The following is a 14,161-nucleotide window of genomic DNA, read 5'->3' as shown; positions in this document are numbered from 1 at the left end:
CCTAACGCAGTGCACAATAGAAAAGGCCAGCTTCGAGAGCTGGCCTAATAACTGTCAACCTATATTAGGACGACACAATCTGTTAAACGTCCAACAGCCGGACGACGCATTTATAGCAACGACCGACTGGTTGCTCTTACAGCTGGATCACGTTATCGCCACTGTCCCGGTCAATCATCTTGACGAACGGGTCAATGCCGACGTAGGCGGGCTTTTCCGCTACGGTTACCGTGACGGTATTTTCGCCGGTGGTCAGCTTGTGTTTCTGGTTATACAGCACCCTGGTATCGCCTGACACATCTTCCGGATCGCCGGTGAAAAGCGCGATATCAATGTACTCATCAACCTCGCCTTCGGTTTCGCGACCAGCGCCATCGGCCTCGTATTTCGCTGCCGATACGGTCATGGTTACTTCAAATTTGCCGTCTTCCGTTTCCTGCATGTCGGCTGACGGCATTTTCAGGTCGTACAGGGTGATGCGCTCAAACAGGTCCGCAATAAACTGCTGCTCTTCTTCTGTAGCCTGCGCGTTGAGTGCAGCCTGAAGATCCAGCGTTGTCGGATACGGATTGTTGCTGAACTTATACTCATTAAGGAAGTTTTTCAGTGCTGTGTTTACGCGTTCTTCGCCTAACCTGTCGAGAATTGCCATCATTACCACAGAGCCTTTGCGATAGTGAATATACTGCTGGTTTTCACTGCGCATAAACGGCATCTCTTCAATCAGCTCGTTACCCCTTTCACGAAGGTAACGGTCCAGTTCGTACTTCAGGAACCGACGCATCTTTTCTTCACCAAAGCGTTCACGCAGTACCATGATGGCGCTGTACTGAGACAAACTTTCGATGATGATCGACTGGCCCTGCACATTCGCCGCACCTACCTGATGTCCCCACCACTGGTGAGCCACTTCGTGCGCCGTCACATAATACACATAGTCGATATCCTCCGGGTCTCGCAAGTCAGCAATAAAGCCAATTTCTTCCGAGTACGGCACCGTATTCGCAAAGCTCTGCGCGAACGAGCGGTATCCGGGGAACTCAATAATACGCATCTGACGATGCTGGTACGGACCAAACGCATCGGTGAAGTAATCCAGCGAATCCTTCACGCTTTGCACCATCACATCGACGTTCCAGTAGTGTTCGGGATGATAGTACACCTCGATATTCACACCATCATGAACATCCCGCTTCACATCATGGCGAGCTGAGAGGTAAGAGAAGAAATTCACGATGGGCGCGTCCATTTTGTAATGGAAGTAGTTGCGTCCGTTTTCCTGCCACTCTCGTTGCAGGTACCCAGGCGCGATGGCTATCTGATCACCGCTGGTGGATACCGTTGTCTCAAAGTCGATAAAGGTGACACCTTTGCCAAAGCCGCTTTCCGCGTAGCGAGAGCTGTCCTCCAGTTTATAAGCTCGGGGGCGCTCCGGCAGGTCGCGTTTGCGACGCTCGTGGCGATCGGCAATCAGGAACTGCGAGTTAAACCCGAACGAGGGAAACAGCGAATAGTTATTGATAAAGGTACCGTTCTGGGCAACCTGCAAGTCAAAGTTTCCGTCTTTAAAACCTTTATGCTCGCGCAGAACGGTTATGGTGCCGTCGCGTGTTTCGCCAGGCTCAAGCGGCTCGTCGAAAGTCATCCACGCGGCAGATAAATCATCAAATCGCTCGGTAATGGTCGCACCGGGCAGCTGCACATCCCACTGTGTTGTGAACTGAGGGACGGAAATGAGAGTCCGTGTAATCGGTGTATCAAACGGGTTACTGACAGTGATTTCTGCAGAGGATTCGATACGACGTGCTTCCGGGAATATGTCCACGTTCGCGTTCACGCGGGTAACTACCGGGATCACATCATCCTCGAACTCACTGAATTTACGCTCGTACTCGGCCTGAAGTTCGAAGCCTTCATCCTGTGTGAGGTAGTTATTCAACACTTTGGTGTTGTAATGAATGTAACCACCGGTAAGAACAAACACCATGAGGCTGACTGCCAGTACGGCTTTCCCGGAGGTCCCCAGCTGATATCCCAACAACTTGAAGCGATGTTTCAGTGAGACTTCCGGTCCCCGTTGCCACATGGCATAACCAATGGTGAATAATGCCAGCGAGAGCGCCGTCCAGTACAGCATATACCAGGCAAATGGTCCTAAGAACCAGCCCCAGCCGTTTAAGTCTGAGTACAGTACCTGCGGGGCATCAGAGAAGCTCCACATGTGGTGCTCCAGACCAAGCTCGGCAAACACCAGGCTGACAATGAAGTAGGCGACAAACAACAGCATACCGACAAATTTATTCGGGCTTAACACCTGAATAAAGAACGCCAGTACGGCCAGTAAAGCCCACGGCACCCACGACACGAAATACACGCCGGTCAGATAGGTACTTAAATCAAAGTCGAAGTAGCCCTGTGTGGCCTGGAAGACTATGGTAAAGGCGATGCCGATAGCGAACAACAGGGCAGTTACCGCCCACATCGCTAACAGTTTGGATACCCAGAACACCAGATTGAAAGCCGGTGTGGCATCAACAATGTCGCCCATGCCTGAGCCACGCTCGCGCCACACGATTTCGCCGCTGTAATAGGTGATGACGATGAGCATCATTAACCCGTAACTGTCGCGAATGAACTCTACCATTTTGTAGGTCAGCGGCCAGTCAGGGGTACCGTAGATGCCGCCAATCGGCACAAAATACACCGCAGAGAGGTTAAACAGTGTGAAGATCATCAGCACGATTAGCGCCGGGCTGAACATCACCTGTCGCATTTCAAAACCAATGCGGGTAAGGAGTTTGCCGAACTGGCCGCCATCGTGAGATTTAATGGTTAAGTTCAGCGCTTTGGGTGGCGGAATTTTAGCGGCTTTTGTCGGCTTCTCTTTGCGGGTTTTCTGCTGCCAGTGCATCTGATAAATGCTACCAACTGTAGCCAGAATTACAGCGCCTATTCCCAGCCAGATAAGGCGGTTCTGCAGCAATACCCCTTCCAGTGAGACCACCGCGGTGTTTTTATCAAATACCGTCCAGTAGCGGGTAATCTCGGCGTAAGTGCGAAGACCAAAGGGGTCAAGCAACGCGCCAATAGTCCGGTATTCCGGTTCGGACGTGACGACGCCGCTAATCAGATAGAAAATGAAAATCCCCATCGCCACCAGGTATGCCGCCATCATAGAGCGTAGACGCTGCGCAATGGCATAAAAAATCATGCCGAGCGCCAGCATGCTGGGCACGGAGAAATAGAAAAACGTTGTCAGATAAAAACTGAGATCGGTTGGCCCTATCCGCTCCTGATCAACCCATGGCATCAGCGAGCCCAGCAAAATGCCAATCGGCACCATGGCAAACACGACAAGGCTTACCAGGCTGGAACCGAAGAAACGGCCTAAATGGTAGGATAACGGCGTAATGGGGCGCGTATAGACCAGCTCCCCCATGTTACTGGAATGATTGCGGGTAGCCGTGCCGGAAACAAAGTTCACCAGCAGAAACAGTGCAAAAATTCCCATAATCAGCGTTGTCTGGGTAATCGCAAACGAGCCGTTGTACAGCACGTTACCGCCGCCACCAATGCGCACATTGTCAGTGGTCGTGGCCATAAAGGGCAGCAGGAAAAACGCCAGCATAGTGACGTAAAAAGAGGGCTGGCGAAGATAATATCGCCATTCAAAAGTCAGGCTGTTTAAAAACATCATTGCTCTCCTTACGCGGCTGTCGCAGCGCGGCTGTTATGCAGCGTAGAGAAATAGACGTCTTCAAGGTTCGCCGGAGCCTGCTCAAATCCTTCTGGTGGCGTATCTGCCATAACATGGATAACATGCTTTCCGGCAATCAGGCGGGCAGAAATGATGTTCAGATGTTGCTCGAGCTCGCGGTACTCTTCCTGACTGACCTGCTTGCGCCAGATGCGACCTTTTAGTTCATGCGTCAGGCTGACCGGGTTACCCTCCAGCAGAATCTGGCCCTGCCCCAGTACTGCCATTTTCGGGCATAGCTCAGACACATCATCAACAATATGTGTAGACAGGATAATGACTTTTTCTTCACCCAGACTTACCAGCAGGTTATGAAAGCGGTTGCGCTCTTCGGGGTCCAGACCGGCAGTAGGTTCATCCACGATGATCAGGTCAGGATCGCCAAGCAGGGCCTGTGCAATACCGAAACGCTGACGCATACCGCCAGAGTAACCACTGACAGCCTTATCTCTGTGCTGCCACAGGTTGGTGTGAACCAGCAGACTTTCCACGGCCTCTTTGCGATCGGATTTGTTGCTGATCCCCTTCAACACGGCCAAGTGATCAAGGAGTTTTTCCGCGCTGATGCGTGGATACACCCCAAAATCCTGAGGAAGATAGCCCAGGCGCTGTCGTAACCCATTGGGGTCGGCCAGTACATCGATGTCGTCAAACTGAATCGAACCGGTGTCTGGTGTCTGTAGTGTTGCAATGGTTCGCATCAGCGAGGACTTTCCCGCGCCGTTTGGACCGAGCAGGCCGAACATCCCTTTTGGGATCGCCAGGTTAATGCCGTTGAGCGCTTTTACTCCGTTGGGATAGGTTTTGGTAAGGCCGTTAATGCTGAGCATGGTCATTCCTTTGTTTTTTATTGTTAAGTTCCCAGCCTACGCTCTTATTCGCAACCTGTTAATGGCGGCTTTGTAACAAAGTGCAAAAGGTGGTTGTGCAGTAGTTTAGATATTGCGCGAAAAGTATGAATTTAATGCGCAAATGTTGCGAAAATGTCAAAACTAGCGACGAAGTTAACGGTTTTGTCGGTGTGTAGATTGAAACCTGGTCTGACCCTCCTTTAGAATGCGGCCGTATCATCAAAACGTATCCTGGCAGCGTAAGTATCCCTTAGGGAAATGCGTTGCTATCCATTTTTCGTGCAGCACGCTGCACCCCATCAATAGAGTGGTTTATGAATAAAACGTTGTTACTCAGAACGTCGGTATGTATCGCACTTGGTACAGTGTCCGCGTCTTCTCTGGCGGCAGGCTTTCAGGTAAATGAACACAGTGCGAATGGTCTTGGCCGTGCTTTCGCGGGTCAGGCGGCAACGCCTGAGAATGCTTCAATTCTGGCAACCAATCCGGCAGCTATTTCTCAGTTTGACGAAGCTGAATTCAGCTTTGCGCTTAACTACATCATGCCAAACGTAGATATCAAAGGTGACGTTGTCACGACCGTTGGCGATGCGCAAATTCCATTAGAAGCGAACGAAGACGATATCGCCGAAAGCGCAGTTATTCCTTCGGCGTTTTACACCCGCCCAATCAACGACAAAGTGTCAGTAGGTCTTGGCGTATTTGCCAATTACGGTCTGGCCACAGACTACAGTGACAGCTTTAATGCACTGCACTTTGCAGATCGCGCAGAAGTGATCACCATGACGATTAACCCTGCCGTATCGTACAGCCTCACAGACACGCTGGATATCGGCCTGGGACTAAGTGCTACCTACGCAGAGGCCGAAATTGGTACGGCAACGCCACAGGCAATTGGTGCTATCAGCCAGGGCGCGGTGCCCGGCAATGCGACTATTCTGCGTCTGGAAGGTGATGACTGGGGCTATGGCTGGAACGTAGGTGTTTTCTGGCAAGCCAGTGAGCAAACTGACATTGCACTGAGCTATCGCGCAGAAACCAAACTGGACTTGGAAGGCGATGTCGAGTCTGACCTTATTCCCGCGCTGAATCAGGGTGGTGCACTGGGACTGAATCTGGCCGCGATTGCCGAATTTGCTGTCAATCACCGCATCGATGAAAAATGGTCGGTACAGGTCAGTGCAAACCATACCGAATGGAGCACGTTTGATAAGTTGGAAGCCGAACTGGAAAGCGGCATGGATTTGCTTATCAAGCAGGAAGATTTTGAGAATACCTGGCGTCTGAGTGTCGGTGCGACATACGTTTACAGCGACGAACTGACCCTGCGGGCAGGCTATGCTTACGATGAAGGTGCGGTCTCATTTGCTCACCGTTCACTGAGTATTCCTGATACTGATCGCCACTGGGTAACAGTGGGAGCTACGTACCAGCTGAACGAAGACAGCACCATTGATGCTGGCTATGCCTATCTGAAAGGCCGTGATGCCAATGTAAGTCAGCAGCGTGCACTACAAACGGAAGCGCTGGGAACTGTTGTCAGCGACCTGACAGCAACCGAGCATGCATCTGCACATATCTTAAGTGTGCAGTACAACACACGCTTCTAATTGCCTCTGCCGTCTCATAATGAGGTGGCAGACTGGGTGATTTTCAGGATGTAGCGTGTGATGACACTCTGATTCCTGTATCACCACAAGCGAAAAAAAGCCCCGCAAGCATCACTTGCGGGGCTTTTGTTGTTAAGAGGATTGTGAAGGTACAACCATTCAGGTTATCAACCATGACAACCTGTGACAGGCCGCTTACTTGTTTGCCCACGTCGTAGTGACTTCAACAATGCGGTCAGCATAGGCTTTCGCCGTATCCAGATCACCCTGCGTGGGTGACTCTTCCACAGATGCGTCCTGCGGTGATTGCGCCATTAGGCCGGAAAATGCCCCGACATAATTGATATCGTCACGTTTGGCATCTTTGGTGTTCGCGGCCTTCATACCCATGCCAGCCCACACCATACCGTGCTGCATCGCCAGGGTAATGAAATAGTGAAGCGTAGAGTGCTTATCACCATTCATTGACGCGGAATTGGTAAAGCCACCGGCCAGCTTGTTGCGCCATGTATCCTCAAACCAGCGCTTACTGGACGCATCAGCAAACTTTTTGAACTGCCAGGAAGCCATCCCCATGTATGTGGGAGAGCCGAAAATAATTGCGTCTGCGTCGTCCAGCACACCCCATTCATCGTCGTTAATCTCACCGTCTTCATTGATCTCGATTAGCGTGGATGTTGCGCTGTCATGGGCCTTCAGTCCTTCAAAGAACGCGTTTGCCAGCTTTTTGGTGTGACCATAGCCGCTGTGAAAAACCACCGCAATTTTCATATTTCTCTCCTGTTATTTAATTGTCATTCAATACGCGGCAAAGCGGTAAAAGCGATTAGTGGTATGGCGAAAAAACGATAAATCGCCATTTGAGGCGCATAATTCATAAACCGCCTTCACTGTTAATCCTCTGGTGAGATCGTATCGTAATACAAATCAAATATTGTCAATGCTGCCGCCCTGCTGTGCAGATGTGTCGAACTGTAATACGTTGGGCAGAGGGCAGGAATTGTGCTTGCGCAGGGATCTTTGAACCGCGTTGCTGCGCACAATACGCCGAAAAACTTCGTTACGGAGATTGCTATGTCAGGGTTAACCCGCCGTCACTTTATACAGTTGATGGGGGCCAGCGCAGTGCTGACCTCCCCGCTTATTCATGCCGCAACGCCTCCACGTAAAGTGGGTGTTGCCTTGCTTGGGCTTGGTGGCTACAGCACCAACCTGCTGGCACCTGCGCTTGAGTCCACGCAGCACTGTGAGTTACGTGGCATTATTACCGGTAGCCCGGAGAAAGTGCCGCGCTGGCAGAAAAAGTACGGGATCCCGGATAAAAACGTCTACTCCTACGACACCATGCATGAGATAGCCAATAACCCGGATATCGATGTGATTTATGTCGTCACGCCAACGGGTACGCACAAAGATTTCTCCATCAGAGCGGCGAATGCCGGAAAACATGTGTGGTGCGAGAAGCCAATGGCGATGAACGAGGCAGAGTGTCAGGCAATGATTGACGCCTGTAACAAGAATAATGTGATGTTGTCCATCGGTTACCGTATGCAGCACGAACCCAATACCCGTCGTATGGCAGGGTACGCCGCCACCACACCGTACGGAAAAATGACTGCGCTTGAAAGCTTTGCCGGTTACGGCGGAAACGGTATGCCACAGGATAACTGGCGAATGCAGAAAGCCATGGGCGGCGGCGCGCTTTACGATATGGGTGTGTATGCTATCAATGGTGCCAGATTTATTACCCGCCGCGAGCCTGTCTCCGTGACCGGACAAATTCTCAAAGAACATCCGGCGTTTAAGGAAGTCGATGATACTACGCTGTTTACGCTGGATTTTGGTGATGGGCTGGTGGCCGATGGCGGAACCAGTGTGGTGAAATCTTTCAACCGCTTAAAAGCCACCTGCGAAAGTGGCAGTTACCAGCTTAAACCCATGCAGTCTTACTCCGGTGTCGTTGCCACTACCAGTGACGGCAGACGCTTTCCGGCTATTGAGGGAATGCAGCAGACGCTGCAGATGGATAACGACGCACTGGCCATTTTAGGGCGTGGCCCGGCGCTGGTATCCGGTGAAGAAGGCATGCGAGATATTCGTATCGTAACGGCAATTTTCGATGCGGCAGCATCTGGTAAAACGGTAACGCTATAGAGAAGTTGAAAAGAAGTACAGGACCACTCAGCGAGTATTGACGCTGTCAGTATCGGCGTTAGTCTTTGCCAGACAACGCCAGCTAAGCGGCGTATTTCACTATATCCTGCGATACGGATGCTGTGATCACATGCCTAACATTAAACTTTATCGTGGCAGAATCTGATTAAAATTTGGTGGCGTAGAAAATAGCAGACTTTATCTGCGCAACAGGAACGCCACATGACCTATTCTACCCCCGTAACTCCCTCAAGCTATCGAAGGCGGCGACATGTTGAGGTGCGAAGGCCTTATCCACCGGCTACTGTGTCAGGGGCAAAAGAAGAACAGCCGCCTCAGGCGCGCAAGGAGTATCGCACCAAACCCAGGGGCAGACGCTCCGGTGCACTGGTTAAAAAAGTGATCGCCCCATTTTGCTGGTCGAGCGTCAGAGCCTGATCTACGCGCTGAGCTAAGCATGCTTTCTATTGGTCAGATCAGTGTTGCTAACTCGCGCGCAGCATGCCCTTAAGCGCTACATAGTACGATAGTACTAGAGCCAGAGTTGAACAAAAATACAACAATTCATTCACGTTTAATTAACGCGAGGGCGTGCAATGAAAAATGTAGTTCGAATGATCTCCCTGCTGTGGCTGGGCCTGATGGCACAGTCAACTTACGCAGGAAGCTGGCAGAATAATCAGTCTGTCGGCGGCTTCAACAACGTACATATCTATACCCCGGATGGCGTATCGTCAGTAGGAAACGGACGAGCTTTGCTGGTGGTGTTGCATGGATGCACTCAGTCGATTGATGCCTACCTTACGGCAAACCTGGAAGATGCTGCAGACGCTTATGGCATGGTAGTCGCGGTGCCGGACGCGATGAACAAAGCCGGGTTCAGCTGCTGGTCATACTGGCAGGGCACCAAATCCCGCAACAGCGGCGATTACCAAAACCTCATCTCTCTGGCCAACACCCTGAGTGCCGATTCAGCCTATAACATTGATTCTGACCAGGTATACATTGCCGGACTGTCATCCGGAGCCGCCTTTGCTAACACTACCGCGTGCATTGCGCCGGATGTATTTGCCGGTGTCGGTGTCAGCGCAGGTCCGAGTATCGGTACCAGCTCAAGCGGCGCTATCGGAAGTTGTGAATATGCAAATGTCGCCCAGCGATGTCAGCAGTACGCCGGCAGCTACAGTAGTGCGTTGAATACGCAAATAGCGTCGATCGCGCATGGCGACGCCGATACGACTGTGGATCAGTGCTACAACCGGCAAAACGCCGAAGGTATGGCTGCTGTTTATGGTGTGAATGAGCTGCCGGGCTCTACGGTAATTGGCAGTGGTAGCCGCACCGCTGATGAGTATCTTTGGGAAGACGGCCGGGTATCTATGATCTGGCTAAATGGAATTGATCATGCCTGGTCGGGAGGTCAGGGCGCGTCTGGCTCTTATATCAATGGTAATGGCATCAACTATGCGATGTATCTGGGTCAGTATTTTCTTGAAAATAATGCGAGAGTGAACAGAAATAACCCGCCGGAGGTTACAACATTATCGCTGTCTGAGACGAACAGTCAGGTCACTGTCTCCGGCCAGGTAAGTGACAGTGATGGTAGCGTGGATACGGTGTTTGTTCAGTTTCGCGATGATGCCGACAACCTGTATCAATACGATACCCAGAGCCTGAATAATGGTGCCTTTAGCCTGACCACGGCAACGCTGCCTGATGCGCTGTATTTTGTCAGCGTTAACGCGACTGACAATGAGGGTGCTACTTCAGAAACAGCAACGGACAGTATCCGGATCGGACCTCCACCGCCGGACACCGCGCCAACACTCAGCAACGTGCAGATAGTGGTGTCGGCACAATGTGCAGAGGTGAATGGTGAAGTTGTCGACATCAATCAAAACCTGTCATCTGTTACCGTGGCGTTCGCGACAGAAACGGTTAGCGGATTAGTCTCCGGAACCTTTTTTACCGCGTCGGCCTGCGGCCTGGCTGGCGGACAACAAAGCGTAACTGTTACCGCAACTGACGCTACGAACCTGTCTGCCTCAGAAACGCTGACGTTCACGGTAGATGCGGGTGTGACAGCCAACCTGGATGCCCATATTGCAGCTGGACGGCTTGATTATGTTAACTATTCCAACTGCTACCTTGAATATGCGTCGGACCCCTTCAAACTGAATGAAGTTGAGACTGGCTCCGGGCAATGTCAGTGGCAGGACAATGACAACAGCTGTGCAGGGCCCGTTCAGGCTTGCAGCGGATCAGCCGGTTCCGGCGGAGAACCAGGTAGTGGCGGCGATGATGGTGACAGCGATGATTGCGCCAGCTACACCACGGCCAATTACTACCATAAGGTAGCGGGGCGCGCGTACAGTACCGGGAATTACTATTTTCCTGATTACTTTGCGCAAGGCTCTGACGATCCGCTAAGTGGCTCAACGTGGGGTAACAGCACGTTGTCATCGCTTGACGGCGAAGTCTGGTTTGCAGGCAGTTGCCCCTGAATCAGCCGATAAGAAATGACTTTCGTTGAAATAAAAAAGCCCTGAGTGATCACTCAGGGCTTTATTTTTACGCTTTTCTGATGGCTGCAGTGAGTAAAGAGAGAGCCGCACCGGTCTATCGTCATTCGATTGGGTCTGAAGAGTTGCTATACCGGTTTAGCAGAAACTGCCGCTTCGCGCGCTACCTCATCTTCGTGGCTGGCCTTGCAATACCCTGCCTTAAGACTTTTAGCGAGTAGCGGATACCTACAATTAAATGGTCGAGAACCAGTCCTGCAGACAGCCAATCGCGGTCTGAATTTTTGCTGGAACGGAATCCTGTTTCGGCGTCACCGCATAAACGTTGTAGTTGGGCAGTTCCCACTCAGACAAAATCTGCACAAGGCTACCGTCCTCCAGACAATGTCTGATTTCCGGCTCTGGTAAAACAGCGTAACCGATACCGTCTTTGGTAAGCTGGATCATCGTCTGCATCGAATTCACGTCCAGGCGGGTTTTTGGCAGCGGCACTTCCCGCTTTTCCGGACCGCGAACCACATAGTCTTCAATGTGACGGTGCACGATATGGCAATGCGGATCTAAATCTTCAGGACTGTTTAGCTCAGCATCTGCCAACGGGTGACCTTTAGCCACGCACAGAACCCGCTCCCATGTTGCCAGATGCCAGGTTGTGTAGTTGGAATCAGACATGGGCTCAAAACAAATCAGCAAATCGGTACCCGACGCGATGATATCTGTAGGTTCGTCGGTGACAGTAAGTGAAATAGAGATTTTTGGAAAGTCGCGGGTCAGGGTTTGCAAAGGCTGGCTGAGCAAGCCGCCCCCGAACCCTTCAGGGGCAATGATTTTCAGCTCGCCGGTAGGCACCAGCTGAAGTTGCTCAATTTCTCTGTGCGCACGTTCGGCAGTGTTCAGCAGTTCGACGCTGGTACGGTAATAAATGCCACCGGCCTCGGTCAGACTGAGATTGCGGGTGTTTCTGTTAAACAAACTCAGGCCAATATCCTGCTCAAGCTTCCTTAACTGTTGAGAGATCGCCGACACAGTCATGTGTAACGATTTTGCCGCTACGCTCATATTGCCGGTGTCTGCGACTTTGACGAAAACCTGTAACGAGCGCAGTAATTTAACATTCATAATTATAAAGCCTGTTTGAATGTAATCTTAAGTAAAAAGCGTTTGTCCCTTCGCTCACTTAAGATTATCCTTAATAATAATTATTCGCATTTATTCTGTAATACTTTTCAGCCGCCTGTAAACCTCTTTCTATATTTTTCTCTCAGTTCGTACTGTGAAGGTGAAGATGAATACAGCGCGCGAAACACGGTGCAACCAGGTTATGCCCTCATTCAAAAGACACGTAATGAACATTCGAAACTGGCACTGGGTCAGTTCTGCCATCTGCCTGGCCGGCATGCTTCTTTTTGCCGCTACCGGGATTACTCTAAACCATGCGGAAAAAATTCCCAGTGAACCCGTCGTAAAAGAATGGGCATTGGTAGTACCTGACGACATACGGGCAACAGTGTTTGCGAATCAGGGGTTTACCCCAGCGTTTCGAGATTGGTATCAGGCCAGTACCGGACAATCTCTTCCCTCCCGCATGTCGGTAGAATGGAGCGAGTATGAGCTTTATGTGGCCATGCCTGGCCCTGGCGTTGACCGCTGGTTTTCGATAGATGCTGAGACCGGTGACTTTTTTATGGAGCGCGCCAACCGCGGCATGGTTGCGTATTTTAATGATCTTCACAAAGGGCGAAATACGCCGTTTTCCTGGAGCCTGTTTATGGATGTATTTTCTGTGGCCTGTATTGTTTTCAGCATTACCGGCTTTTTATTGCTTAAACGCTACGCAAAGGGGCGTAAGTCTACCTGGCCTCTGATTGCGCTGGGTATTGTGCTTCCGGTGTTGTTTATTTTACCTGCACATGCCAACGCCGCTACAACCCTTGAGATCAAACTGCCCCGCCTTGCCGTTGCGGAATATCACCCACCCTACGTGGCGGTGTGGATAGCGGATGAAAACCGGCAGCGGGTGAAAGATATTGCGCTGTGGTATGACACCGATTTGAAAAACAATGAAGGCGAGAAATGGCTTAAGGATTTGCGGACATGGTGGCGCAAAGGCGGGCGTAGGCTGTCGTTTCCGATAGATGGTGTCAGTGGCGCAACCCGACGCCCGGGAACCGAACTGCTGGATATCACGAACGCGCTGGCGTCGCTCGCACCTGGTACTTACCAACTGAATGTTGAAGCAGCCAGAGAACTGGGGGGACGTGAAGTGGTTCAGGTTGAATTTTCAATTCCTTTTACCGGTACACAAAACCTTAAAGTCCAGGGTACGTCAGAGATCAGTTTTGTAGCTTTAAACACGGAGACAGATAAATGAAAAAGATAATGATTCCGGCAATAGCGCTGGCGTTGATGACAAGTACCGCAAGTCATGCCCACAGAATGTGGATAAAGCCCTCTGTCACGGCAGTCTCGGGGCAGGACGAAACGGTCACGTTTGATGCGGCGATTGCGAATCAAATGTTTGTACCCGATCATTTCGCGATGCCGCTCTCGCGCATATCCGCCACAGCGCCCGACGGTACTGAGATGGAGCTTGAGTCAGCGCATAAGCTACGTTACCGCTCGGTGTTCGATTTGACACTGGCACAGAGTGGCACCTACCGGGTCGGGATGCAGTCGGCCTCGCTGCGGGCAAGCTGGAAAACCCCTGATGGTGAGTCGCATCGCTGGCCAGGACGAGGTGAAACGGGGGATGCTGCGTCCCTGAAAGCGGCACTGCCAGACAATGCTACCGATGTTGAGGTGGTTGATTATTACTCTCAGGCCAATGTGTTCGTGACATCGGGAGCGCCCAGTTTCGAACTGCTGCATACCAAAGGTAAAGGCCTGGTGTTGTCTGGTGGCACTCATCCGAACGATGTGTACACGGGCGAGCCTGCCACGTTTACCTTTACCATGGGCGACGATGTGGCGGCAGGTGCGACAGCCACGCTGGTGAAAGGGGGTGAACGCTATCGCGATACAGCGTCAGGAGACACTATGACAACCGATGCGGATGGGTCACTGACACTAACCTTTGACGATGCCGGCATGTACTTTCTGGAAGTCGAATACGAAGACAGCAATGCGGCGGCCCCAGCGCAACAGCGCCGGGGAAGTTACGTGCTGGTGTTTGAAGTATTGCCAGGCTAGTACGGCGGGCAGAGCCGGCGTGATACGCCGGCAATACATTGCAAGTCACATGGCGATCACGGTATTCAGTTGTGGTTA

The 14,161-nt window shown here is 51.5% G+C and carries 9 protein-coding genes; 5 read left to right on the top strand and 4 right to left on the bottom strand.

Features of this window, described 5'->3' with window-relative positions; genetic code table 11:
• Nucleotides 1–136: 136 nt before the first annotated feature.
• Together JKP77_RS18055 and JKP77_RS18050 are read right to left on the bottom strand one after the other, a co-directional pair.
• The gene (locus tag JKP77_RS18055; protein WP_218312569.1) at nucleotides 137–3,694 is read right to left on the bottom strand and encodes an ABC transporter permease/M1 family aminopeptidase; all 3,558 of its coding nucleotides are present in this window, start codon (nucleotides 3,692–3,694) and stop codon (nucleotides 137–139) included.
• Nucleotides 3,695–3,705: 11 nt separating this feature from the next.
• A complete protein-coding gene (locus JKP77_RS18050) occupies nucleotides 3,706–4,587 on the bottom strand; it encodes an ABC transporter ATP-binding protein (protein WP_218312566.1) in 882 nt (293 codons plus the stop codon).
• Nucleotides 4,588–4,922: 335 nt separating this feature from the next.
• Here JKP77_RS18050 and JKP77_RS18045 point away from each other — a divergent pair, with 335 nt between their 5' ends.
• Nucleotides 4,923–6,218, top strand: a complete 1,296-nt coding sequence (locus JKP77_RS18045; RefSeq protein ID WP_218312565.1) for an OmpP1/FadL family transporter — start codon at nucleotides 4,923–4,925, stop codon at nucleotides 6,216–6,218.
• A 195-nt stretch (nucleotides 6,219–6,413) separates the two neighbouring features.
• Here JKP77_RS18045 and JKP77_RS18040 read toward each other — a convergent pair whose 3' ends face one another.
• Nucleotides 6,414–6,989 carry a flavodoxin family protein gene (locus tag JKP77_RS18040; RefSeq protein WP_218312564.1) on the bottom strand — a complete coding sequence of 192 codons (576 nt, stop codon included), beginning with the start codon at nucleotides 6,987–6,989 and terminating at the stop codon, nucleotides 6,414–6,416.
• Between the two features lie 303 nt (nucleotides 6,990–7,292).
• Between JKP77_RS18040 and JKP77_RS18035 the strand changes: the two genes are divergently transcribed.
• On the top strand, nucleotides 7,293–8,372 hold the full coding sequence (locus JKP77_RS18035; RefSeq protein WP_218312563.1) for a Gfo/Idh/MocA family protein: 1,080 nt from the start codon (nucleotides 7,293–7,295) through the stop codon (nucleotides 8,370–8,372).
• Nucleotides 8,373–8,968: 596 nt separating this feature from the next.
• Nucleotides 8,969–10,876, top strand: coding sequence for an extracellular catalytic domain type 1 short-chain-length polyhydroxyalkanoate depolymerase (locus JKP77_RS18030; protein WP_218312562.1), 1,908 nt, complete (start codon nucleotides 8,969–8,971; stop codon nucleotides 10,874–10,876).
• A gap of 252 nt (nucleotides 10,877–11,128) precedes the next feature.
• Here JKP77_RS18030 and JKP77_RS18025 read toward each other — a convergent pair whose 3' ends face one another.
• Entirely contained in the window at nucleotides 11,129–12,013 is an 885-nt protein-coding gene (locus JKP77_RS18025; RefSeq protein WP_218312561.1) for a LysR family transcriptional regulator, read from the bottom strand.
• A gap of 226 nt (nucleotides 12,014–12,239) precedes the next feature.
• Between JKP77_RS18025 and JKP77_RS18020 the strand changes: the two genes are divergently transcribed.
• Complete coding sequence (locus JKP77_RS18020) at nucleotides 12,240–13,265, top strand: PepSY-associated TM helix domain-containing protein (RefSeq protein WP_218312560.1); 1,026 nt, start codon at nucleotides 12,240–12,242, stop codon at nucleotides 13,263–13,265.
• Nucleotides 13,262–14,083, top strand: a complete 822-nt coding sequence (locus JKP77_RS18015; RefSeq protein ID WP_218312559.1) for a DUF4198 domain-containing protein — start codon at nucleotides 13,262–13,264, stop codon at nucleotides 14,081–14,083. Before JKP77_RS18020 ends, JKP77_RS18015 begins: the two co-directional genes overlap by 4 nt.
• Nucleotides 14,084–14,161: the final 78 nt, after the last annotated feature.

The organism is Alteromonas antoniana (assembly GCF_019249295.1).
Taxonomy (GTDB): Bacteria; Pseudomonadota; Gammaproteobacteria; order Enterobacterales; family Alteromonadaceae; genus Alteromonas; species Alteromonas antoniana.
Note: the sequence above shows the minus strand (reverse complement) of the source record. Positions and strands in the feature narration are given on the sequence as shown.